This is a genomic window from Modestobacter sp. VKM Ac-2979 (genome assembly GCF_026967995.1).
Lineage (GTDB): Bacteria > Actinomycetota > Actinomycetes > Mycobacteriales > Geodermatophilaceae > Modestobacter.
Genome location: NZ_JAPVBO010000003.1, coordinates 581,992 through 602,947 on the forward strand (window position 1 = coordinate 581,992; position 20,956 = coordinate 602,947).

Annotated in this window: 26 protein-coding genes; 21 read left to right on the plus strand and 5 right to left on the minus strand. The window is 74.5% G+C overall.

Annotation, left to right across the window (positions count from 1 at the left end; all coding sequences use genetic code 11):
- Window positions 1–133: 133 nt before the first annotated feature.
- Window positions 134–589, minus strand: coding sequence for a DUF1003 domain-containing protein (locus tag O2W15_RS11510; RefSeq protein ID WP_269164320.1), 456 nt, complete (start codon window positions 587–589; stop codon window positions 134–136).
- On the minus strand, window positions 582–1,610 hold the full coding sequence (locus O2W15_RS11515; protein ID WP_269179525.1) for a universal stress protein: 1,029 nt from the start codon (window positions 1,608–1,610) through the stop codon (window positions 582–584). Before O2W15_RS11515 ends, O2W15_RS11510 begins: the two co-directional genes overlap by 8 nt.
- 184 nt (window positions 1,611–1,794) lie before the next feature.
- Between O2W15_RS11515 and O2W15_RS11520 the strand changes: the two genes are divergently transcribed.
- From O2W15_RS11520 to O2W15_RS11535, 4 genes are all read left to right on the plus strand, one after another.
- Entirely contained in the window at window positions 1,795–2,697 is a 903-nt protein-coding gene (locus tag O2W15_RS11520; RefSeq protein ID WP_269179526.1) for a universal stress protein, read from the plus strand.
- A 2-nt stretch (window positions 2,698–2,699) separates the two neighbouring features.
- On the plus strand, window positions 2,700–2,918 hold the full coding sequence (locus tag O2W15_RS11525; RefSeq protein ID WP_269164317.1) for a DUF1918 domain-containing protein: 219 nt from the start codon (window positions 2,700–2,702) through the stop codon (window positions 2,916–2,918).
- Between the two features lie 67 nt (window positions 2,919–2,985).
- Window positions 2,986–3,528: a flavodoxin domain-containing protein gene (locus tag O2W15_RS11530; RefSeq protein ID WP_269164316.1), complete on the plus strand. Its 543-nt coding sequence runs from the start codon at window positions 2,986–2,988 to the stop codon at window positions 3,526–3,528.
- 92 nt (window positions 3,529–3,620) lie between these two features.
- Window positions 3,621–4,637 (plus strand): Acg family FMN-binding oxidoreductase, encoded by a 1,017-nt coding sequence (locus O2W15_RS11535; protein ID WP_269179527.1) that lies wholly within the window; start codon window positions 3,621–3,623, stop codon window positions 4,635–4,637.
- 26 nt (window positions 4,638–4,663) lie between these two features.
- Here the strand turns inward: O2W15_RS11535 and O2W15_RS11540 are convergent, their stop codons facing one another.
- The gene (locus O2W15_RS11540; protein ID WP_269179528.1) at window positions 4,664–5,014 is read right to left on the minus strand and encodes a universal stress protein; all 351 of its coding nucleotides are present in this window, start codon (window positions 5,012–5,014) and stop codon (window positions 4,664–4,666) included.
- A 109-nt stretch (window positions 5,015–5,123) separates the two neighbouring features.
- On the opposite strand from O2W15_RS11540, the gene O2W15_RS11545 reads away from it, so the two are divergent.
- Genes O2W15_RS11545 through O2W15_RS11555 form a run of 3 tightly spaced genes read left to right on the plus strand, consistent with a single transcriptional unit; the run spans window position 5,124 to window position 7,643 of the window.
- Window positions 5,124–6,047 carry an ABC transporter ATP-binding protein gene (locus O2W15_RS11545; protein WP_269179529.1) on the plus strand — a complete coding sequence of 308 codons (924 nt, stop codon included), beginning with the start codon at window positions 5,124–5,126 and terminating at the stop codon, window positions 6,045–6,047.
- On the plus strand, window positions 6,044–7,315 hold the full coding sequence (locus tag O2W15_RS11550) for an ABC transporter permease (protein ID WP_269179530.1): 1,272 nt from the start codon (window positions 6,044–6,046) through the stop codon (window positions 7,313–7,315). Before O2W15_RS11545 ends, O2W15_RS11550 begins: the two co-directional genes overlap by 4 nt.
- Window position 7,316: 1 nt before the next feature.
- Window positions 7,317–7,643, plus strand: a complete 327-nt coding sequence (locus tag O2W15_RS11555) for a hypothetical protein (protein WP_269164311.1) — start codon at window positions 7,317–7,319, stop codon at window positions 7,641–7,643.
- Between the two features lie 3 nt (window positions 7,644–7,646).
- Here the strand turns inward: O2W15_RS11555 and O2W15_RS11560 are convergent, their stop codons facing one another.
- Window positions 7,647–7,970, minus strand: coding sequence for a hypothetical protein (locus O2W15_RS11560; protein WP_269179531.1), 324 nt, complete (start codon window positions 7,968–7,970; stop codon window positions 7,647–7,649).
- Window positions 7,971–8,148: 178 nt separating this feature from the next.
- Here O2W15_RS11560 and O2W15_RS11565 point away from each other — a divergent pair, with 178 nt between their 5' ends.
- From O2W15_RS11565 to O2W15_RS11595, 7 genes are all read left to right on the plus strand, one after another.
- Window positions 8,149–9,084, plus strand: a complete 936-nt coding sequence (locus tag O2W15_RS11565) for a universal stress protein (RefSeq protein ID WP_269164309.1) — start codon at window positions 8,149–8,151, stop codon at window positions 9,082–9,084.
- Between the two features lie 26 nt (window positions 9,085–9,110).
- Window positions 9,111–10,031, plus strand: coding sequence for a universal stress protein (locus tag O2W15_RS11570; RefSeq protein WP_269164308.1), 921 nt, complete (start codon window positions 9,111–9,113; stop codon window positions 10,029–10,031).
- A 152-nt stretch (window positions 10,032–10,183) separates the two neighbouring features.
- The gene (locus O2W15_RS11575) at window positions 10,184–11,227 is read left to right on the plus strand and encodes an Acg family FMN-binding oxidoreductase (protein ID WP_269164307.1); all 1,044 of its coding nucleotides are present in this window, start codon (window positions 10,184–10,186) and stop codon (window positions 11,225–11,227) included.
- Window positions 11,218–12,087: a universal stress protein gene (locus O2W15_RS11580; RefSeq protein ID WP_269164306.1), complete on the plus strand. Its 870-nt coding sequence runs from the start codon at window positions 11,218–11,220 to the stop codon at window positions 12,085–12,087. The genes O2W15_RS11575 and O2W15_RS11580 overlap by 10 nt, the downstream gene beginning before the upstream one ends.
- Before the next feature lie 187 nt (window positions 12,088–12,274).
- A complete protein-coding gene (locus tag O2W15_RS11585) occupies window positions 12,275–12,829 on the plus strand; it encodes a flavodoxin domain-containing protein (RefSeq protein WP_269179532.1) in 555 nt (184 codons plus the stop codon).
- Between the two features lie 14 nt (window positions 12,830–12,843).
- Window positions 12,844–13,323 (plus strand): pyridoxamine 5'-phosphate oxidase family protein, encoded by a 480-nt coding sequence (locus O2W15_RS11590; RefSeq protein WP_269179533.1) that lies wholly within the window; start codon window positions 12,844–12,846, stop codon window positions 13,321–13,323.
- A 77-nt stretch (window positions 13,324–13,400) separates the two neighbouring features.
- Window positions 13,401–15,146, plus strand: a complete 1,746-nt coding sequence (locus O2W15_RS11595) for a GAF domain-containing sensor histidine kinase (protein WP_269179534.1) — start codon at window positions 13,401–13,403, stop codon at window positions 15,144–15,146.
- Between the two features lie 29 nt (window positions 15,147–15,175).
- Here O2W15_RS11595 and O2W15_RS11600 read toward each other — a convergent pair whose 3' ends face one another.
- Window positions 15,176–15,856 carry a response regulator gene (locus O2W15_RS11600; protein WP_269179535.1) on the minus strand — a complete coding sequence of 227 codons (681 nt, stop codon included), beginning with the start codon at window positions 15,854–15,856 and terminating at the stop codon, window positions 15,176–15,178.
- Window positions 15,857–16,136: 280 nt separating this feature from the next.
- Here O2W15_RS11600 and O2W15_RS11605 point away from each other — a divergent pair, with 280 nt between their 5' ends.
- From O2W15_RS11605 to adhP, 7 genes are all read left to right on the plus strand, one after another.
- A complete protein-coding gene (locus O2W15_RS11605) occupies window positions 16,137–16,469 on the plus strand; it encodes a hypothetical protein (protein ID WP_269179536.1) in 333 nt (110 codons plus the stop codon).
- A gap of 115 nt (window positions 16,470–16,584) precedes the next feature.
- Entirely contained in the window at window positions 16,585–17,064 is a 480-nt protein-coding gene (locus O2W15_RS11610; protein ID WP_269179537.1) for an Hsp20/alpha crystallin family protein, read from the plus strand.
- A gap of 93 nt (window positions 17,065–17,157) precedes the next feature.
- Window positions 17,158–17,646, plus strand: coding sequence for a universal stress protein (locus tag O2W15_RS11615; protein ID WP_269179538.1), 489 nt, complete (start codon window positions 17,158–17,160; stop codon window positions 17,644–17,646).
- On the plus strand, window positions 17,643–17,921 hold the full coding sequence (locus O2W15_RS11620) for a PLDc N-terminal domain-containing protein (RefSeq protein ID WP_269164298.1): 279 nt from the start codon (window positions 17,643–17,645) through the stop codon (window positions 17,919–17,921). The genes O2W15_RS11615 and O2W15_RS11620 overlap by 4 nt, the downstream gene beginning before the upstream one ends.
- The gene (locus tag O2W15_RS11625) at window positions 17,918–18,691 is read left to right on the plus strand and encodes a DUF6544 family protein (RefSeq protein ID WP_269179539.1); all 774 of its coding nucleotides are present in this window, start codon (window positions 17,918–17,920) and stop codon (window positions 18,689–18,691) included. Before O2W15_RS11620 ends, O2W15_RS11625 begins: the two co-directional genes overlap by 4 nt.
- Window positions 18,692–18,967: 276 nt before the next feature.
- Window positions 18,968–19,345, plus strand: a complete 378-nt coding sequence (locus O2W15_RS11630) for a hypothetical protein (protein WP_269179540.1) — start codon at window positions 18,968–18,970, stop codon at window positions 19,343–19,345.
- Window positions 19,346–19,942: 597 nt separating this feature from the next.
- The gene (gene adhP / locus O2W15_RS11635) at window positions 19,943–20,953 is read left to right on the plus strand and encodes an alcohol dehydrogenase AdhP (protein WP_269179541.1); all 1,011 of its coding nucleotides are present in this window, start codon (window positions 19,943–19,945) and stop codon (window positions 20,951–20,953) included.
- The last annotated feature ends 3 nt before the right edge of the window (window positions 20,954–20,956 follow it).

A 20,956-nucleotide genomic window follows, 5' to 3' on the forward strand; every position in this document is an offset into this window, starting at 1 on the left:
GGACGGGCTCAGGTCCCCAGCGGCAGGGACGTTCGTCCCCGCCGTCGGCTGACCGCGGTCCGCCGGATGGCGCCAGCGTCGTGGTCGCCGGACGGGAGCACGCAGCCGGATCCGGGGCCGGACCCGTCGGCCCTCACCGGTGGAGACCGGCCATGGGCGCGAAGTCCTCCGGCTCGGGGTCGGGCGCATCCACCCGCCGGTGGATGCAGCGGACCAGCGCCCGGACCTCCGTGATCAGCTCCTCGCTGTCCTGATCGGCGGCGAAGTCGTGCGCGGCCAGGTCCCCCGCGATCTGGTCAGCCCGCTTGGCGGCGATGAGCAGGATCGCGCCCTGCATCGCCGCCAGACAACTGAGCAGGAGATTGAGCAGGATGAACGGGTAGGGATCGAACCCGGTCGTCCCGTTGCCGATCATCCAGCCGGCCAGGAACAGCAGCGCGGCGAAGACGAACCCCCATGAACCCATCCCGTTGCGCAGCCGGTCGGCGGCCCGTTCGCCCAGAGTCAACTCGTCGCCGGCCCGCAGGGCCGGGTGCCGACGGAGCCGCCGCGTGCGCAGACGTCGGTCCGGGGTGGACACGTCAGCCACCGGCGGCCGCCTCCTGCCCAGCACGGACGACCACCCGGTCCGACGGCGGGTGCACGACCAGCACCGGCCCGACAGCGTGCATGACGCAGGCCAGCGCAACCGAGCCCACCAGCAGGCCCCGCAGCTCCCCGTGCCCGCGACTGCCGACGACGAGCAGTTCGGCGTCAGCAGCCCACTGGACGAGGATGTCGGCGGGCGGCCCCTCGGCAACCACCGCTCGTGCGGCCGGGGCATGCCCATCGTGGTCCGCCCGATGCTCGGCCACGGTGTCCTCGAGCATGGCCTCGGCGCCGCTCTGCACCTGCCAGCGGACCTCGTCGACGGTCGGCACGACCACGGTCCGCAGGTCGACCCAGTGGTCGGCCATCTCGAAGGTGCTCACCGCCACGGTCTCGGCGTCCAGCCGGGCAGCCTCCGCCAACCCCGCGCGCAGGGCCACCCGGGACGCCTCGGACCCGTCGATGCCGACGAGCACCGTGCGGACCCGCCGGTGGCCTGCTGCGGCGGGGTGCACGACCACCACGGGGCAGCGTGCGTGTGTCACGCAGTGCAGCGCGACCGAGCCGAGCAGCGCGCTGCGCACTGCTCCGCGCCCCCGGCTGCCGACCACGAGCAGGTCGGCAGCGGCCGACGCGTCCACCAGTCGCTGGCTCGGTGGGCCGACCGAGATGACCAGGCGCGTGCGCACGTCGGCGGCACCGGGGACCGCGACGACCGCAGGATCGCCCCGCACCTCGGCCACCAGCGCTGCGACCCGCTTTTCCAGCTCCTCGCGGACGGTGGCGACCTCGGGCATCCCGAGCGGGTACCCGCCGACCCAGACCGCCTGCAGGGCGAAGGTCGCCACGACCTCCAGCGCGGCACCTCGCCGGGCTGCTGCGGTGATGGCGTACACCAGCGCTGCCCGAGAGCCCGGCGAGCCGTCGACCCCCACGACGACGGTCGGCGGTCCGGCGCGATCGGCCGGGTCCTGGTCACCAGCGGTGTCGGTTCCCACGGACCCGTCGGCCTCAACGGACATCGCGCTCCCCTTTCCCGGCCCGGTCCGCGTGCCGGGACTCGTTGCCACCATGCCAGCGCGGCACCGAGGAGCGGGAGGGACGGAGGTCCCTGGGTCCGCCTCCGCAGGTCCCTGGGCCTTCCGCATCCGCGTCCGCGAAGGTCACCCCGCAACTGGCGGTGCCCGTCCGGATCGAGGAGCGACCATGAGCCACCCCATCACCGACCGCCCGGTCGTCGCCGGCGTGGACGGTTCCGACCGGTCGCTGCAGGGCGCACGCCTCGCCGCCCACGAGGCTCGGCTGCGCAACGCACCGCTGCACCTGGTGCACGCCATGCCGTGGCCGCTGCGCGGCGTCCTCACCCCGCCCCCGCCGGGCACGGACCTGCACGCCCTGCTCCGCGGGAGCGCCGAGGCCGTGCTCCGGGGTGCCGCAGCCGGAGCGGGGGCCGTCCTCGGCGCTGAGCGGATCACCCAGTCGGTCGTAGAGGGCGATCCCGCGGAGGTGCTCCGCGCGGCCTCGGCCGATGCCCAGCTGCTGGTCCTCGGCATCCGGGGTGTCGGCGGCGTAGCGGGCCTGGTGGTCGGTTCCACGACCACCGCCGTCGTCACCACGGCCGGGTGCCCGGTGCTGGTGCTGCCGGACGACACCTCCGTGACGGTGAGCCGGCGTCGGTCGGTGGTGGTCGGGGTCGAGGGACGTCCCGGGGACGAGGAGGTGCTCGCCTTCGCGGTGGCCGAGGCCGCCGTCCGGGCGACGGACCTCATCGCCGTGCACACCTGGCAGGACGTCCGTCTCGAGGCCGCCTTCGAGACGGAGGGCTCGCTGCTGGACTGGGGCAGCGTCCGCGACGGCGAGGAGCGGGTCCTCGCCGAGGCCCTCGCCGGGTGGCGGGACGAGCAGCCCGAGGTCGAGATCCGCGAGGTGGTGCTGCGCGACCGCACGGCCCACGGTCTGCTCGCGGCCTCGCTGACCGCTGAGCTCCTGGTCGTCGGGCACCGGCCGCGGCACCGGCTGGCGACCCTCGGCTCCACGACCCACGGGGTGCTCCACCGGGCCAGCTGCCCGCTCGCGGTGGTCCCGCTGACGGCGGAAGCGGGGCGCTGACCATGCGCGCGGAGGTGGGCAACTGGCTCGTCGTCCGGAACCGGTTGCTGGACCGGCCGGTCCGGGCCGGTGAGATCGTCGAGGTGCCGCACGCGGACGGATCACCACCGTGGACGGTGCACTGGCTGGACGACGAGCGGACCAGCGTGGTGTTCCCGGGCTCGGACGCCGTCGTGATGACCGCTCCTCCCAGCCGGGCGGACGTCCCCACCCACACCTGACCAACGTCCCGTGGTCACCCGTCCTGCGGCCCTCGTCGTCCCTGACCCTGGCGACGAGGGTCGTCCCATGGACACAGCCACACCCGTACTGGTCGGGTACGCCACTGCCGCCGGGTCGACCCGGGGCGTGGCCGAGCGGATCGCCGCCCGGCTCCGCGAGTCGGGGTTGCCGGTGGCCTGCCTGCCGCTCGGACCGGACGTGCAGCCGGAGGACTTCGGTGCGTGGGTGCTGGGCAGCGCAGTGCACAGCATGGCGTGGTTGCCGCCGGCGATCGACTTCCTCCAGCGCGCGGCCGGGCTCCCCGCGCGCCCCTGCTGGGCGTTCAGCGTGGGCGGCCTCTCGCCGGACGGTCCGCTCCGCCGGCGGATGGCCGCCCAGGAGGTCCGCCGGGTGCAGCAGGGCTTCCCGCCGCACCTCGCCGTCCGGGACCATCGGCTCTTCGTGGGCGCCCTGGACACCAGCCAGGTGAACGCGGCCGGCCGGGCCTTCTGGCGCGTGGTCGGCGGCCGTCCGGGCGACCAGCGCGACTGGCCGGCGATCGACCGCTGGGCATCGGAGGTGGCCGCCGGGCTGGGCGCGCGCGAGCGCACGGGGCCCGGCACGACCTGACGTCCCCCGGCCTCGGGACCTCCGGCTCTCCCCTGCCGCAGCCCACCCGATCAGGCTCGGCAGGGTCCGACCGCCCAGCCCGAGGAGTCCCGGTGCCCTCTCTCACCCTCGACCGCAGCACCGCACGCGCAGCGATCGCCCTGGCCAACAGGGCGCCGTCGGTGCACAACACCCAGCCGTGGGAGTGGCGGCTGGGCGCCCACTCGATCCACCTGTTCGCCGACACCGCGCGCGCACTCCCGGCCACCGACCCCGACGGGCGGAACCTGCGGATCAGCTGCGGCGCCGCGCTGCACCACCTCCGGGTGGCCCTGCTGGCCGCCGGCTGCACCTCCCGGGTGCACCGGCTCCCCGACCCCGCGCACCCCGTGCACCTCGCCGCGGTGGAGGTGTCCCCTGGACGGCAGCCGTCCCCCGAGGAGCTGATGCTGGCGGCGGCCATCGAGCAGCGGCGGTCCGACCGCCGGGTGATGTCGACCTGGCCGGTGCCCGAGGAGCTGCTGGAGGAGCTGACGCGTGCTGCCGCCGCCCAGGGAGCCGGCCTCCAGCCGTTGACGGAGGAGACCGACCGGCAGCAGGTGGCGGCACTGATCGCCCACGCCGGTGTCGAGCAGGCCCTGGACCCTGCGGTCGCCGCAGAGACGGCCGCCTGGTCCGGACGGGGGCGAGCAGCTCCGGAGGGCGTCCCCGGCGGGAACGTGCCGCCGTACCCGGACGGCGTCGTGCCGGTGCGGCACTTCGCCGGCCGGGACCAGGCCCAGGTCACCCTCGGGCGGGACGAGACCGACGGCACCGTGCTGGCCCTGCTCTCCACCGCCGGAGCCTCCCCGTTGGAAGACCTGGCCTGCGGCGAGGCGCTGAGCGCGGTGCTGCTCACCGCGACGCGCTGGGGCGTGGCCACCGACCCGATCAGCCAGCCGCTGGAGGTGCCCGCGACCCGGGCGGAACTGCGCCGGACGGTCCTCGGTGGCGAGGGCGAACCACAGCTGCTGCTGCGGCTGGGGTGGGCCTCGATCAGCGCCGAACCCGTTCCACGCACCGGACGCCGCCCCGTGGACGAGACCATCCGGGCGCTGGACGCGCCCTGGGAGCCGCCCGCCGCCCGTTGACCGTGCCCGCTGGGCCGGGCAACGGGTCAGCCGGTGAGGTGGTGCTGCCCGAGGACGAGCACGTCGGCTTCCTCGGACAGCGCGGTGAGCACCTCGGCCACCGGCCCGGCCACCAACTGCACCTGGGTGCGGCCGCGCACGCCGGTCTCCTCGACGGCCTCGCGTACCCGGGCCACCAGCTCGGCTTCACGCTCGGCCCGCTCCGTCTCGCTGCCGCCGTTCCACACGGTGACCGCCAGCACCGTCCCGTCCCGCCGCGCGGCCTCGTGCAGCGCCCACAGCAGGGCTCCCCGGCTCTCCTGTGTGCCCCCGACCCCGACGACCAGCCAGGGGCGGCGTCGTGGAGGGGCGGCGGACAGATCCGGTCCGGGGAGCATCCGCTCAGTGCAGACGACCGGCCCGGGACCCGGCCAGGGCCACTGGTCCCGCCGACCGAGGTCCGGAGCACCTGTCGCCCGACCAGACAGCGGCGCAGCCTCGCTCGGCATGACCGCAGTGATCTCGGTGTCCGGCCTGGTCAAGACGTTCGGCCGCACCCGCGCCCTGGACGAGCTCGACCTCGAGGTGCGAGCTGGGGAGGTGCACGGGTTCCTCGGGCCGAACGGGTCGGGCAAGTCCGGCACGATCCGGGTGCTGCTCGGCATGCTCCGCTCGGACGCCGGCCGGGTTGAGCTGCTGGGCGGCGACCCCTGGCGGGACGCCGTCGCGCTGCACCGGAGGCTGGCCTACGTGCCCGGTGATGTCACGCTGTGGCCGACGATCAGCGGTGGTGAGGTGATCGACCTGCTCAGCCGGCTGCGGGGCGGCACCGACCCCCGGCGCCGGGCCGAGCTGCTCGAGCGCTTCGACCTCGACCCGCGCAAGAAGGCGCGGACCTATTCCAAGGGCAACCGGCAGAAGGTGGCCCTGGTCGCCGCGCTCGCCTCCGACGTGGAGCTGCTCGTCCTCGACGAGCCCACCTCCGGGCTGGACCCGCTGATGGAGGCGACCTTCCAGAGCTGCATCCACCAGGCCCGCGCCGAGGGGCGCACCGTGTTGCTGTCCAGCCACATCCTGGCCGAGGCGGAGGCGCTGTGCGACCGGGTGTCCATCATCCGACTGGGCCGAACCGTGCAGAGCGGCACGCTGGGTGAGCTCCGGGCACTGACCCGCACGTCGGTCACCGCCGAGACCGTGCGCCCGGTGGACGGACTGACGGAGTTGCCCGGCGTGCACGGGCTGCGCGTCGGCGACGGCCGGGTGGTCTTCGACGTCGACAGCGAGCACCTGGACGGGGCCGTCCGGCGGTTGACCGAGGCCGGCTTGCGCAGCCTGGTCAGTGCACCCCCGACGCTGGAGGAGCTGTTCCTCCGGCAGTACGGCGACCAGGTCGCCGGGGACGTCGGCGTGGCCGGGAGCCGGTCGTCTTGAGCAACCCGACCCTGGCCGGCACCGGCGTGCTGCTCCGGTTCGCCGCGCGTCGCGACCGCCTCCGGCTGCCGGTCTGGGTGGTGGCCGGCGGCGCGCTGGTGGCCGTCCAGTCCACGTCGAACCAGACCTTCTACCGGACTCCGGAGGCCCTCGCGGCCTACCGGGCGTCGGCCGGCAGCAACGCGGCGAGCATCGCCTTCTCCGGCCCCCCGGTGGGGCTGGACACCGTGGCGGGGACCGTGGCGTTCGAGATCTCCACCTCCGTGGTGCTGCTCACCGTCCTGATGGCGATGTTCACGACCGTGCGGCACACCCGCGCCGACGAGGAGGCCGGCCGCACCGAGCTCGTCCGGTCGGCGCAGGTCGGGCGGCACGCCCCGCTGGTGGCGGCGTCGCTGCTGTCGTCGGCAGCCTGCGCCGGGATGGGGGAGGCCATCGCCGCCGGCGCGGCACTGACCGGCCTGCCGGTCAGCGGGTCGCTCCTGTTGGGCACCGCGACCGCCTCGGTCGGCCTGGTCTTCACCGGGGTCACCGCGGTCTGCGCCCAGCTGACCGGCGTGACCCGCGGCGTCTACGGCTTGACCGGCGGCCTGCTGGGGATCGCCTTCGTCGTCCGGGCCGTCGGCGACATCACCGGCAACGGGCTGTCGTGGGCCTCGCCCATCGGCTGGGCGCAGGCCACCCACCCCTGGTCGTCCGACCGGTGGTGGCCGCTGCTGCTGCCGGTGGTCGCCACGCCCGTACTGCTGCTGGCCGCCCGCCGGCTGCTGGACCGCCGCGACCTGGGTGCCGGACTCTGGCAGCCACGGCCCGGCGCAGCGACGGCCCCTGCCTCGCTGTCCTCCCCGCTCGGACTGGCCTGGCGGCTGCACCGCGGCGCCCTGCTGGGCTGGGCGGTGGGCGTGGGACTGCTCGGCTTCGTCTACGGCTGGCTCGCAGAGTCGGTGGAGACGCTGATCGAGGACAACCCCGACGCCCAGGTCTTCCTCGGTGCGGACGGCGCCGCCGATCTGGTCGACGCCTACCTCGGCGTGACCCTGCAGATGACCGCACTGCTGGTGGCCGGACACGCCGTCTCGGCGACCCGCCGCGCACGCACTGAGGAGACCGCCGGCCGGGCCGAGCCGGTGCTGGCGACCGGCGTGAGCCGCTCCCGCTGGCTGGGCAGCCATCTCACGGTCGCCCTCGCGGGGGGCGACCGCGCTGCTCGCCCTGGACGGGCTCACCACCGGCCTCAGCCGCGCGGCGATCACCGGGGACGCCAATGACGTGCTCCGGTTGACTGGTGCCGCGCTCGGCTACGCGCCCGCGGTCTGGGTGGTGGCGGGGGTGACCGCCGCGCTCATCGGAGCGGTGCCCGGCGCAGCGGTGCCGACCGCCTGGTCGGTGTTTGGGGTCCTGCTGGTGGTCACGCTGTTCGCGGAGCCCTTCGACTGGCCGGGCTGGGTCAGCGACCTGTCGCCGCTGGCCCAGACCCCGACCGTGCCGGCCGAGGCCTGGGCGGCGGCGCCACTGCTGGTCCTCGCCGCGCTGGCCGGGGTGCTGGTCGCGGTGGGTCTGGCGGCGTTCCGGCGCCGCGACCTCACGACGGCGTGACGATCACCGGCGCCGGCCGAACGGCCACCAGCGGCGCCGGGAGGGCGACGGTGGAACCGCCGTCTCGCGGTCCCCGACCGGCTGGTCGTGCGGTGCGGAAGCGGCGCCCGATGCGGTGACCCCGGAGCGTTGCGCTTCGTGCGTGCGGGACTCGGCGAGGTAGTGCTGCACCGCACCGGCCGTCCCGCGATGGCCGCGGGCCGCGACGTCGTGCCGTGCCTCCCACTCGGCCGCCAGCTTCTCCGCCGGCGACATGGCCAGCGGGTCGGGAGCCGGGCGCCGTCGCGGGTGCGGGTCCTGTGGGCCGGAGCCCTCCGATGCGGTCACGGTGTCCCCTCCTCCGTCGATGCGGTTCCTGTGTCGTCCACGGTGGTCCGGGGCCCGCGCCCGGGCGAGTGCGCTTCGGCTCGGTGATCCGGGACCTAGGTCATCGCCCGGCGGCGGCGCCCTGCCGCACGATCGACGGGGAGGGCCGACCCGACCACCTCGTCACCCAGGAGCACACATGCGCACGCACTCCCCCACCGTCGTGGCCGGGGTGGACGGCTCGGAGCCGGCCGCCGCGGCGGCCCGCGCCGCCGCCCTCGAGGCCGACCGCCGCCGCCTGCCCCTGCGGCTGGTCCGCGCATTCCACTGGCCGGCCGGCGACGTGCCGGGACTGCCCGATGCCTACGAGGCCTGTGCCGCTGCCCGGCGTTCGGCGAACGCGGACCTGGAGCGGCTGCGACGCAGCCTCGCCGGACATCTCCCTGACTGGGCCATCAGCGTCCAGTTGCTGGACGGCCGACCGGAGACGGCCCTCTGCCGCGCCACGCAACCGGGTGACCTGCTCGTCATCGGCGCGAGCGGCCTGACCTGGGGCTCCGGCGACGTGCTCGGCTCCGTGGCGGAAGCGGTGGCGGCCACGGCCGCCTGCCCGGTGCTGGTGCACCGCAGCCCCAACCTCCTGGGTCCACGGAGGTCCGGTGTGGTGGTGGGCGTCGACGGAGCAGCCGGCAGCCGGGAGGTGCTCGCCGCGGCGGCCACGGAAGCACAGCTCCGCGGCGAACCGGTGCGTGTGGTGCACGCCTGGCGCCAGCTGACGGAGGACGCCGTCCACCCGCTGCGCTGGCGGCTCGACGTCCAGGCGAGCGTCGACGCCGAGTCCGCAGCCGTCGAACCCATGGTGGCCGAGCTCCGGCGTCGCCACCCGGACCTCACGATCGACACGGAGGTCCGTCGCGGACGTGCCGGCCAGGTCCTCGTGGAGGCGACCGGGAACGCCGTGCTGCTCGTCGTCGGGCGCCAGGACCTCGCCCACGGTGGGCCGGGCGCCACCGTGCACTCCGTCCTGCACCGGGTCGAGATCCCCGTGCTCACCGTCCCGGTGGCGATCCCCGCGCCCCGGCCGGCGGAGCCCATCCGCCGTGCAGCGGTCGTCACGGGCCCGCTCGAGGGCTGAGAGCTCTCGGCCCGGGAACAGCGGCCATGGACGCGCAGACCGCAGACGACCCGCAGCTGGACGGGCGCCCCGTCGTCGGCGGGGTCGACGGTGACCCCCTGGCACGGGCTGCGGTCCGGGTCGGCGCTCGGGAGGCGTCTGCACGGGGCGTCGCGCTGGAGCTGGTGCTGGCCCTCCCGTGGAGCGAGGCCGACGTCGTCCCGGCGCCGGAGGGCTTCGACGTGCTCCTCGCGATGCGCATCGCCGCGGCGCTGGCCCTCGAGGACGCCGCCAGCGGTGCCCGCGCCGAGGTGCCCGGGCTCCAAGTGCGGACCAGGATCGAGGTCGGTCACCCGGTCGACCTCCTCGCCGCCGAGTCCACCCGGGCCCAGCTGCTCTGCCTCGGTTCGACCGGCCGCGGGCGGCTCACCGACCTGATCCTGGGCTCGACGGCGGCTGCCCTCGTGCACCAGTCCCACTGCCCGGTGCTGCTGGTCCCCCGGACGCCGCCGTGGAGCACACGCAGCCGGACCGGGGTGGTGGCCGGCTTGGCCGGCGACGAGCTGGACCCGGCCGTCGCGGCGTTCGCCGTCTCCGCTGCCGCGGCACGTGGGTGCGAGCTGGTCGCCGTGCGCGCCTGGAGCCGCAGCCTGCCCGGTGCAGTCCGCCTGTCGCTGCCCCTCGTCGACGCCGATGCTGCGCAGCGGCGCGCGGAAGCCGACCTCGCCGATTCGCTGGTCGAGGCGACGGCGGCGCACCTCGAGGTCGTCGTCCGGCAGGTCGCGGAGCACGGGCCCGCCGCGCAGTTGCTGCTGGGCGCTGCACTGTCCGCCGAACTCGTCGTGGTCGGCCACCCGCACCGCCGGCTGGGTGGACTCGGCTCGGTGGCCGCCGCCGTCGTCCACCGGGCCGGGTGCCCGGTAGCGGTGGTCCCGTCGCCGGACCACCCGGCCGACCTCCCCAGCTGAACCCACCGCAGAGGACTGATCTCCGAGCCGGCAGACCACATGCGCGCCCGGACGTCGGGCCCTTCGTCCCTTCGCTGCAGGACCGGTGCCCCGTTCGGGCGGCCACGGTCCCGCGGAGGCTCGGGGCAGGACGACGAACAGACGGAGACAAGATGAACGCCTGGACGACATCCGGCCCGATGACGGCGCTCGATGAGCGCATGCAGGCGCTGGAGGAGGCCGCCGACGCCGCGATGCTCGCGCCTTCGGTGCACGGCAGTCAGCCCTGGACCATCGTGCTGCACCGGGACCGCATCGAACTGCGAGCCGACCGGTCGCGGCAGCTGCGCGCCCTCGACGCAGCCGGCCGCGAGCTCACTCTCAGCCTCGGGGCCGCGTTGTTCAACATCCGCGTGGCGCTGGCCGCCCGGGGCTGGGCCGTGGACATCGCGCGCTTCCCTGATCCGGCCGCTCCGGACAGGGCCGCGGTGGTGTGGCCGGTTCCGGGCGCCCCGGACTCCGGGATCTCGCAGCTGGCCGCCGTCGTGCCGGAGCGACGGACCAACCGCCGCGACTTCCTGGCCGAGGAGGTGCCCGACGAACTGCTGCCCCACCTGAGCGCCGCCGCCGCAGCCGAGGACACCGTCCTGGTCCCCGTCCTGTCCGACGAGCACCGCCACCTCGTCGCCCGACTCACCCGGGAGGCCGACACCCTGCAGGCCGAAGACCCCGACTGCGCCGCCGACCGGGCACGCTGGCAGACCGCCGACCTCACTCCCTCGAGGAGCACGCCAGAGCCGGACCGGTTCACCGTGGACAGCGAGACCGGCGCCGACCGGAGCTTCGTGGTCCTGGCGACGAGGACCGACGAGCCACCCGCCTGGCTGCGCGCTGGGGAGGCGATGGAGCGGGTCCTGCTGGAGTTGGAGCGGCTGGGCTGGCGCGCACGCCCGATGAGCCAGGTGCTCGAGGTGCCCGTCACCCGCGCCGCCATCCGGTCCGCGCTGACCTGGGAAGACCACCCGCAGATGCTGGTGCGCATCGGATTCGCCGCCGCACAGAGGTCCCCGCGCCGGCTCCGGGACGAGGTGGTCCGCAACAGCCTGCGCCCGCCAGGGGCTGAGGTCCGCGATGACGGACCCGCTCCTCCCCCGGCGCAGAGCGTCCCCTGGTCCGTACCGGTGTCTGACGGCCGAGGAGGGACGACGTGGGTCTGACCAGCCGTTTCCGCCCGATCGTCGTGGGCGTGGACGGTTCCGGCGCGTCCGCCGCTGCGGTGGGCGCCGCCGCCGAGGAGGCCAGCCGGCGGCTCCTGCCGCTGCGTCTGGTGCGGGCGTTGCCCGGCCCCCTCACGACCACCCCCGACCGGCGGGTGCAGCAGTCGGTCCAGTCGGGGCCGGGCACCGCGGCCGCCGCGGAGCTCTCGGCGCTGCGGCGCACGCTGGCCCACCACCTCCCCGGTGGGCAGATCGGGACCGCGGTCGTCATGGGGCCCCCGGTCCGGGTGCTCCTCCGCGAAGCCGCGGCGGCTGAGCTGCTGGTCCTGGGGGTATCCGGTGCCGACCACCACGGTCCGCACGTTGGCGCTGTGACCGCTGCGGTGGCCCAGCGGTCGCCCTGCCCCGTCCTCGTGGTCCACCCGGGACCGCCGGTGCCGGCTGCGGCACCGGTGGTGGTCCTCGTGGCCGGCGGAGCGCGGGTCCGGCGGCTGCTGTCCGCAGCGGTCCTCGAGGCCTCCACCCGCAGCACCGGGCTCGACGTCGTCCCGACGTCGCACGCCGAGAGCGGCCCGCCCCCGGACCTGACGGTGCAGCTGCGGGACCTGGCCCGGACGTACCCCGCTGTCGCGGTCCACCTCCGTGATCCAGTGCTCCCGGACCCGACGGCGGTGATGGAGATGGCCCATGGTGCCGGCCTGCTCGTCGTGGGCCGCGAGGACCAGGAGGGACACCCGGGTCCCCCGGCCCTGCGCGCGGTGCTGGCAGCGGCACCGACGCCGGTGCTGATCGTCCCGCTGACACCGGCGGCCGTACCCGAACCGATCCGTGCACTGCACGTGCCGGTGGGGCCCTCGTGACTGCCACCACCGCCGGCACGGCTGGCGAGCGACCGACCGACGTGCGTGCCCCGACCCGTGACTGCGTCACACGTCCCGCGGGACCGGGCCCTCGGCCTCTGCTCCGACCGTGCCGCCGCACCGAAGCTGGACACGACAAGCCGGTTCCGGACAGGGAGCAGGACATGGAGAGCGAGAGGGGCAGAGCATGACGATCGACCCACCCCGCGTCCTCGTGACCGTGGCGAGCAAGCACGGCGCCACGATGGAACTGGCCACCGCGCTGGCAAGGGCGCTGGCGGATTCGGATGCGGGCCGGCGCCATGGACTCTCGGCCGTGGCGCTGCCGGTCGAGCGGCGGCCCGACCCCGACGGTTTCGACGCCGTCGTGCTCGGCAGCGGGGTCTACGCCGGCCGCTGGCTGGAGCCGGCTCGGCACTACGCCGACGACCAGGCGATGGCGCTGCGGAAGCGACCGGTCTGGCTGCTCAGCAGTGGCCCGATCGGCGAGCCCCCGTTCCCACCCGACGAGCCGCACGACGTCGGCCCCCTCGTCGCCAGCCTCCGCGCTCGCGGCCACCGGGTCCTCCCGGGCCGCCTGGACAAGCGGCTGCTCGGCATCGGCGAACGCGCGATGGTCACGGCGATGCGGGCCCCCGTGGGCGACTTCCGCGACTGGGACGGCCTGCGGGAATGGGCGGAGGAGATGGCCGCCGAGCTCGTCGACGTGCTCAGCGACCAGCCGTCCCCCACTCCCTCGTGATCGGCGTGATCGGGGTGACCACCGACCACGGTGAACGAGAGCTGTCGGTGCTGGACGAGGCCACGTGCCTCGCACTGCTCCGGACCACGCCGATCGGCCGGCTCGTCTTCACCGAAGGTGCCCTGCCCGCGGTGCAGCCGGCGGCCTTCGCCTTCTCGGGCGGCGAGGTCTGCATACCCACGTACGCGGGGAGCAAGGTGGCGGTGGCCAGCGTGGGAGCCGTGGTCGCCTTCGAGGTCGACGAGGTGGACGCCGCCACGCGAACCGGCTGGAACGTGACCGTCATCGGTCCCTCCCGGGTGGTCACCGACGCCCGGGACGTCGCCCGGCTCGACGAGCTGGGCGTCCGGCCATGGGTCGGCGCCGGTACCCGCTGCTACATCTGCGTGCAGGTCCGGCTGGTCCAGGGCCGCCGGGTGAAGCGCTCCGCCGCAGCCGTCGACGGCATCTCGATGCGCCAGCCCTCCGGCCAGCACGTGGATCTGCCCACGTGAGGGGAGGCCGTGGACAGCTGCGGCGTCTGGTCGACGAGGCCTGTTGCCCGGCGGCGGCGGCTGCAATGCTCGCGGACATGGACACCCCACCCGGTGTTGCGCGCGCGGCCAGCGGCGACGAGACCGCCTCACCGTTGGCCGGGATGCGGTTGACCGAGCTGCTCGACGAGGTCCAGGAGCGGCTGCAGACGGTCGCCCGCACCCAGGAGCGCGTCCAGGACCTGCTGGACGCCTTCCTCAGTGTCTCGGCCGGACTGGACCTGGACACGACGCTCCGCCGGATCGTCGAGGTCGCGGCCCGGCTGGTCGACGCGGAGTACGGGGCACTCGGGGTGCTCGCTCCGGCGGGCGGGCTGGGAGCGTTCATCACGGTGGGCATCGACGACGAGCTGCGGGCCCGGATGGGGCACCTCCCCGAGGGCAAGGGGGTGCTGGGTCAGCTGATCACCGACCCCCACCCCCTCCGCATCACAGAGCTGAGCACGCACCCGGCCTCGGTCGGCTTCCCGCCCGACCATCCGCCGATGCACACCTTCCTCGGGGTCCCGGTGCTGGTACGGGGCGCGGTCTTCGGCAACCTCTACATGACCGAGAAGCGCGGCGGTGGCCAGTTCACCGCCGAGGACGACGCCGTGCTGGTCGCCCTAGCGGGGGCGGCGGGCATCGCGATCGACAACGCCCGGCTCTACGAGGAGGGCGAGCTCCGGCGCCGGTGGCTGGCCGCGGTCGGCGACGTCCGGTCGATGCTGCTGAGCGGCATGCCCCCCGACGATGCCCTCGTGCTCGTGGTGAGACGCGTCGCCGACCTCACCGGAGCCGACGGCGCATGGCTGGTCCGAGGGCCGGACCCAGCTGACGGCACGTACGAGGTCCAGGCCCAGACCGGCGAGGGGCTGGTCGACATCACCGGCCAGCACCTCCACCCGGTCGACGCACCGGCGCTGCTGGCCGTGGTCTCTGCCGGGACGGTGACCGCCCTCGACATGGCGGGCCTCTCCTACGACGGGCCCAACGGAGACGTGTCCTGGGGACACACCATCGGGGTGCCGCTGCGCGGGACCGATGCCCAGGCGGCCGTGATCATCGCGGCCCGGCGCGGAGGCGGGCCGCCCTTCGACCCCGCCGTGGGTCCGTTGATCAGCGAATTCGCCGACCAGGTCGCACTCGCCCTGGACATGGCGGCCCGACAGCAGGTCGCCCGTCGGCTGGACGTCTACGCGGACCGCGACCGGATCGCTCGCGACCTGCACGACCACGTCATCCAGCGGCTGTTCGCCGCCGGCCTGAGCCTGCAGGCCGCAGCCACCCGCGTCCGGGACGACGTGGTCCAGCAGCGGCTGCACCAGGTGGTCGACCAGCTCGACGAGACCGTCCGCGACATCCGCACCACGATCTTCGACCTGCACACCACCGACGGCACCGACCACAGCGACAGCCTGCGCCGCCAGGTGCTCGACATCGTGACCGAGACCGCCGGTGACGACCTGCAGTCGACCGTGCGGATGTCCGGGGCCGTCGACAGCCTCGTCACCGGCGACCTGGCCACCGACGTGGCCGCGGTCGTCCGGGAGGGCGTGAGCAATGCCGCCCGGCACTCCGGTGCCAGACACGTCACGGTCACCCTGGAGGTGACTGACGAGGTGGTGCTCGAGGTACGGGACGACGGCCGGGGCATCGACCCCACCGTGGCCCGCAGCGGACTGCGCAACATCGCCGAGCGCGCCCAGCGCCGGGGTGGCTCGTCGACGATCCGCGGGGTGACCGGGGGGGCCGGCACGCTTCTCCGCTGGCAGGCTCCGCTGCCGGCGCGCAACAGCGGCTGACGCGTGACCCGACCGCAGCGGTCCCTGTCTCAGCCCCTGCTCGCGCCCGAGCCGGAGCCCCTCAGCTCGGTGGCCAGGATGGCCGCCTGGGTGCGTCGCTCCAGCCCCAGCTTGGCCAGCAGGTGCGAGACGTAGTTCTTGACCGTCTTCTCGGCCAGGAACATCCGCTCACCGATCTGCCGGTTCGTCAGTCCCTCCCCGATCAGCGCGAGCACCGTCCGCTCCTGGTCACTGAGCGTGGCCAGCGGACCTGCCGGCTCGGCCGCCCGGCGCATCCGGTCCAGTACCGCAGCTGTGGCGCTGGGGTCGAGGAGCGAGCCCCCGGCGGCCACGGTGCGTACTGCGCTGACCAGGTCCTGGCCGAGGATCTGTTTGAGCAGGTAGCCCGAGGCGCCGGCCATGATGGCGTCGAAGAGCGCCTCGTCGTCGCTGTAGCTGGTCAGCATGATGACCTTGAGGCCGGGCATCGTCGAGCGCAGCTCCCGGCAGACCGCGACCCCGTTCCCGTCCGGCAGCCGTACGTCCAGCACGGCCACGTCGGGCTGGAGTGCCGGCACCCGGGCCAGCGCACCGGACGCGTCCTTGGCCTCGCCCACGACCGTGATGCCCGGATCGGTCTCCAGCACGTCCGCGATCCCTCGCCGGACGATCTCGTGGTCGTCGAGCAGAAACACCCGGATCGCCGGTCCGGCGTCGTCGGTGGTGGTCACTGGGGCACCCCTCCTCCTGGCCGCCTGCACGGCCGCGACGTCGCCCAGCGCCCGCTGGGCGTCCAGGACCGACAGTAGGTGCCGACGGGCAGCACTGGATCGGGGTCGAAGGTCCCGACCGCCCGCGCCACCGTCCCGTGCCGCGGCCGCGGCACGGGACCCGGGTCCGCGGGCAAGGGGACGAGTGACCGCGGTGGGGCGGTGGTGGGCGACCGATGCTGGGACCGATCACCCGTGACTGGTGCCGGTGCCGCGCGCAGCCGGTGGACGAGGAGGACCGATGACGCACTCACCCCGGGACTGGTGGCTGGACGAGGACGAGCACGGGGTGACCGCGCGGAGGGAGCACGGAGCGGTGGCCCACGTGGAGGTGGCGGACGAGGGTGCCACCGTCCAGCTGGTCTTCTGGCTCGACGAGGGTCTCCCCCGGCAGCTGGGGACTGCTCGCGCCCGGGCGGTCTTCGAGCGTCCCGCGCTGTCCACCCGACGGCCGGTGGCGCTGGCGCTCCCGCACCGGGAGACGGACCTGCTGCAGGAGGTGCGGGCCCACGTCGCCGAGGCGCACACGCACGTCGCGGGCACCACCTGCCTGGTCGACGGCCGGGTGCGCTGAGTCCACCGGTCAGCCGCGGCCCGAAGGGCGCCCGAGATGGCGACCAAGGTCCCTGCCCCGAGCCCGGCCCCCGCGCGACGGTGGAGCCCCGCACACCCCACCACGAGGAGGAACGATGAGCACGCTCCAGCACCGCAACGAGGAGCCCCCCGCCGCCATGTCCCCGTTCGCCCGGCTCGACCGGGTCTTCGAGGAGTGGATGCGGACCATGCCGATGCGCCGGGCGTTCGGCATGACCTGGGAGCCGCAGGGCGAGGACGTGATCAGCGTCGACGAGTACCGCGACGGCGACACCCAGGTCATCCGGGCCGAGCTCCCGGGGATCGACCCGGACCAGGACGTCCAGCTGACCGTCCAGGACGGCGCGCTCCGGATCCACGCCGAGCGTCGGGTGGAGAGCGACACCGAGGACAAGGGCTACACCCGCCACGAGCTCCGCTACGGCAGCTTCTCCCGGGTGCTGCCGTTGGCCGACGGTGCCGCGGAGACCGACATCCAGGCCAGCTACAAGGACGGCATCCTCGAGGTCCGCGTCCCGGTCTCCCGGCCGCCGGCGACCCAGGAACCGACCACCATCCCGATCACCAAGGGCTGAGCCGATCGGCCGCGGTCCGGTCGGGCAACCGGGCGGGCCGCGGCACCACCCTTCTCCCGTCTCCCAGCTCCTCCCGTCTCCCAGGAGTCCGCCATGACCAGCTCCCCTGCCTCCCGCCCGACGATCGTCGTCGGTGTCGACGGGTCCCCGTCCTCCACCCAGGCGCTGCGCTGGGCGCTCAGCCAGGCGGCGCTCACCGGCGGTGAGGTGCACGCCGTCAGCGTCTGGCACCTGCCCACCACGGCCGGGTGGGAAACCGTGCTGGACGCCGTCGACTGGGCGGGCAACGCCCGCCTCGCGCTGGACACCGCCATGGCGGCCGCCGCGGCCGACGGCGCATCGCAGGTGCACCGCCACGTCGTCGAGGGTCATCCTGCGAGGGCGCTGGTCGAGGCGGCCGCCGACGCCGACCTGTTGGTGGTCGGCAACCGCGGGCGCGGCGCCTTCTCCGGGATGCTGCTGGGCTCGGTCGGCCTCCACGTGCTGGCCCACGCCCCGTGCCCGGTCGTCGTGGTGCACGGCGACCGGCTGCCGAGCGGGCACCAGACGGCGGCCGCGATGACGACCGCTCCCGCCCGATGAGCCGGCGTCCCTGCCGCACCGAGGCACGGTGGGGCCGTGCCGGGCGACTGCGCCGATGGGAGGAGCTGAGCCCTGGGCAGCAGACCGCCGTCCTCGTGCTGGGCTCCGTGCAGCTCTCCCTCGCGGCGACGGCGTGGGCGGACCTCGCGACCAGCCCCGCCGAGCAGGTCAACGGCAGCAAGCTGCGGTGGGCCCTGCTCATCGCCGTCAACTGGATCGGGCCGCTCGCCTGGTTCCGCTGGGGCCGGCGCGACCGCCGACCGGCGGCCCGGTGAGGGCCGCCCGGCAGGTGCCGAAGGCCGCCCGGCACGTCCGCGAGGAGTGGGACCGACTCTCCATCGGGACGACCGCAGCGGAGAGCTTTGATCCCGGCATGCTCGCCGGGCTCCCCGAGCCGGCGCGACGCTGGCTCGGTCACGCCATCGCAGTGGGCACGCCGCTCTGGAAGACGGTCGAGCTGCGCATGGAAGGGCAGATCCGGCTGGGCGGCACCTGGCGATCGTTCACCGCCCGGCAGGTGCTCACCCCACCCTCGGGATTCATCTGGGCGGCGAGAGCGCGGGTCGCAGGGCTGCCGGTGACCGGCTACGACCGGTACAGCGGGGCCACCGGGGAGATGCGGTGGCGGTTGCTCGGGGTGGTCCCGGTCATGTCCGCCAGCGGCCCAGACGTCGCCCGGAGCGCCGCCGGTCGGCTGGCCGGCGAAGCCGTCCTCCTGCCGACGGTCTTCCGGCACCCCGAGTGGGCCGCGGGCGACGAACCCGACACCACCGTCATGCGCTGGCATCTGGCCGGATCCGACGAGCGCACCCAGCTGCACGTCGGCGCCGACGGACGCCTCCGCGCAGCCGTGCTGCAGCGCTGGGGCAACCCGGACGGCGCCTCGTTCGGCCGCCACCCGTTCGGCGTCACCATCGAGGAAGAAGCCACCTTCGGTGGGGTCACCATCCCGGCGGTACTGCGCGCCGGCTGGTGGTGGGGCACCGACCGGGCCGCCGAGGGCGAGTTCTTCCGGGCCCGGATCACCTCTGCCGACTTCTCCTGATCTGCTGCTCCTACCCCGCACCCTCCCTGCTGGCCCCCGACGCGTGCGCCGACTCCGCTGACCGGAGCGCCCCGATACGCAGGGCAGCGCGCAGCGGCGCATGCCGCCGGTCGTTCCCCGCGCTGAAACGGGACCAACGGCAGTCGTCCGTGACCAAGGGCACCGCCAGGCACGGCCATCAGGCAGGTCGTCCTGGGGTCGTTGTGCCGCAGTGCCGGCAGCGTCTCCCGACGAGGCTGAACCTGCCAGTTCCTGATCCCCGGTGAGGTGAGACCCATGCACACGACCACTCGCAACGTCGTCGCGACCGTGCTCGTCGCGATGATCCTGCTGCCCTACCTCGGCTACGTCGTCGCCGATGAGATGCCGTTCATCAAGGACCCGCGCGGCATGGCGGCCACGGGCCTGATCCTCGGCATCGCCGCGGTGCTGGTCGCCAGCCGCGACGTCTTCGCTCCCGGACTGCGCCACCGCGCTGCGCTGGTCAGCGGCCTGGTCGCCCTGGCACTCGGGATCGCCGCGCTGTGGGCCGAGACCAGCGAGACCCTCCTCGCGTCGTTCATGGCGGCCATCGTGGTGACCTGGTGCCTCGGCGAACTCGCGGCCATGCAGGACGAGCACCGCGATCGGCAGCTCACGGCCCGGCACAACTGACGGGCCAGAGGCGAGCGATGCAGCAGGACGGCGGACCCCCGCAATACGCCACCCGTCTCCCGACGCGGGTCCCCGGGCCCGTCTCGGCGTCGGTCAGGACAGGAGTCCCGGGCGACCGAGGACTCTCGGCCCTGCCCAGCCTCGCGGTACCCGGACATCGTCGGGACATGGAGACGCATCCCGGCTCGGTGCTCCCGTTGGACCTGAGCGACCCACGTGTCCAGGCGCTGATCCGCCACCGGACACGAAGGACGGTGCACCGTCGGCAGGTCGCCGTCCGGGCGGCCGGAGCCGCCGCACGGGCTGTCATCGTCACGGGGCCCAGCCCGCGCTGAGGTCTGTGTGCCGGAGGGGAACGCCACGGCGTGGCCACGGCCGACGCAGCAGAACGGCTGCGGTCCACACCGGACGTGGTCCCCCCTTCCGGAGCTCGGCACCGAGCCGAGGCAAGGGTCCCGTGGCGGATGCGGGCACAGCGGACCTGTCGGGCTCCACGTCCCGCTGCCTGCAGGACGTTCGCCCCTGCTGATGTCCGCTGTCGATGCGCAGGCTCGGAGCCCACACCTCGTCCGCACAGCACTCGAAGAGGAGAACGCCATGAAGGCCGCCGTCGTCACCGAGCTCGGTGCCCCCCTCCAGGTCCAGGACGTGCCCGTCCCCCAGCCGGGACCAGGTCAGGTGCTGGTCCGGATCGAGGCCAGCGGCCTGTGCCACACCGACATCCACGCTGCGCGCGGCGACTGGCCGGTCAAGCCCACTCCCCCGTTCGTGCCCGGGCACGAGGGGATCGGCGTCGTCGAGGAGCTGGGCGAGGGCGTGACCTCCCGGGCCATCGGTGACCGCGTCGCCATCGCCTGGCTGGGCTCCGCCTGCGGGCACTGCCGACACTGCATCGGCGGCTGGGAGACGCTGTGTAAGTCCCAGCAGAACTCCGGCTACTCCGTCGACGGGGCGCTGGCCGAGTACGCCGTCGTCGCCGCCGACTTCGCCACCCCCGTCCCCGAGGGTGTCTCCAGCCTCGACGCCGCCCCGCTGACCTGCGCCGGGGTCACCACCTACAAGGCGATCAAGGTGGCCCGGGTCGCCCCGGCCGAGACCGTCGCCGTCTTCGGCATCGGCGGGCTCGGGCACCTGGCCCTGCAGTACGCCCGGATCGCCGGCGGCTTCGTCATCGCCGTCGACGTCCAGGACGACAAGCTGCAGATGGCCCGCGAGCTCGGCGCCGACGAGGTGGTCAACGCGGCCACCACCGACCCCGTCGCCGCGATCCAGGCCCTCGGCGGCGCCGACGTCGCGGTCGCACTCGCCGCCTCACCGGCGTCGTTCGACCAGGCCTACCGGTCGCTGCGCCGGGGCGGCCGGCTGGTCTGCGTGGCCCTGCCCGCCGACGGCACGATGCAGCTGCCGATCTTCGACACCGTGCTGTCCGGCAAGTCCGTGATCGGCTCGATCGTCGGCACCCGCAACGACCTCGCCGACGTCTTCGCCCTGCACGCCGCCGGCCGCACGAAGGTGATCGCGGTCGACCGCAAGCTCGACGACGTCAACGAGGCGACGGCCGACGTGCTCTCCGGGCACGTCCCCGCCCGCATCGTCTTCCAGTTCTAGGGA

What these genes read in the sequence shown, in the direction of transcription:
- O2W15_RS11515 (WP_269179525.1), bottom strand. Translation starts at nt 1,610, where the DNA reads ATGTCCGTTGAGGCCGACGGGTCCGTGGGAACCGACACCGCTGGTGAC.
- O2W15_RS11520 (WP_269179526.1), top strand. Translation starts at nt 1,795, where the DNA reads ATGAGCCACCCCATCACCGACCGCCCGGTCGTCGCCGGCGTGGACGGT.
- O2W15_RS11525 (WP_269164317.1), top strand. Translation starts at nt 2,700, where the DNA reads ATGCGCGCGGAGGTGGGCAACTGGCTCGTCGTCCGGAACCGGTTGCTG.
- O2W15_RS11530 (WP_269164316.1), top strand. Translation starts at nt 2,986, where the DNA reads ATGGACACAGCCACACCCGTACTGGTCGGGTACGCCACTGCCGCCGGG.
- O2W15_RS11540 (WP_269179528.1), bottom strand. Translation starts at nt 5,014, where the DNA reads ATGCTCCCCGGACCGGATCTGTCCGCCGCCCCTCCACGACGCCGCCCC.
- O2W15_RS11545 (WP_269179529.1), top strand. Translation starts at nt 5,124, where the DNA reads ATGACCGCAGTGATCTCGGTGTCCGGCCTGGTCAAGACGTTCGGCCGC.
- O2W15_RS11565 (WP_269164309.1), top strand. Translation starts at nt 8,149, where the DNA reads ATGCGCACGCACTCCCCCACCGTCGTGGCCGGGGTGGACGGCTCGGAG.
- O2W15_RS11570 (WP_269164308.1), top strand. Translation starts at nt 9,111, where the DNA reads ATGGACGCGCAGACCGCAGACGACCCGCAGCTGGACGGGCGCCCCGTC.
- O2W15_RS11575 (WP_269164307.1), top strand. Translation starts at nt 10,184, where the DNA reads ATGAACGCCTGGACGACATCCGGCCCGATGACGGCGCTCGATGAGCGC.
- O2W15_RS11585 (WP_269179532.1), top strand. Translation starts at nt 12,275, where the DNA reads ATGACGATCGACCCACCCCGCGTCCTCGTGACCGTGGCGAGCAAGCAC.
- O2W15_RS11595 (WP_269179534.1), top strand. Translation starts at nt 13,401, where the DNA reads ATGGACACCCCACCCGGTGTTGCGCGCGCGGCCAGCGGCGACGAGACC.
- O2W15_RS11605 (WP_269179536.1), top strand. Translation starts at nt 16,137, where the DNA reads ATGACGCACTCACCCCGGGACTGGTGGCTGGACGAGGACGAGCACGGG.
- O2W15_RS11610 (WP_269179537.1), top strand. Translation starts at nt 16,585, where the DNA reads ATGAGCACGCTCCAGCACCGCAACGAGGAGCCCCCCGCCGCCATGTCC.
- O2W15_RS11615 (WP_269179538.1), top strand. Translation starts at nt 17,158, where the DNA reads ATGACCAGCTCCCCTGCCTCCCGCCCGACGATCGTCGTCGGTGTCGAC.
- O2W15_RS11620 (WP_269164298.1), top strand. Translation starts at nt 17,643, where the DNA reads ATGAGCCGGCGTCCCTGCCGCACCGAGGCACGGTGGGGCCGTGCCGGG.
- O2W15_RS11630 (WP_269179540.1), top strand. Translation starts at nt 18,968, where the DNA reads ATGCACACGACCACTCGCAACGTCGTCGCGACCGTGCTCGTCGCGATG.
- adhP (WP_269179541.1), top strand. Translation starts at nt 19,943, where the DNA reads ATGAAGGCCGCCGTCGTCACCGAGCTCGGTGCCCCCCTCCAGGTCCAG.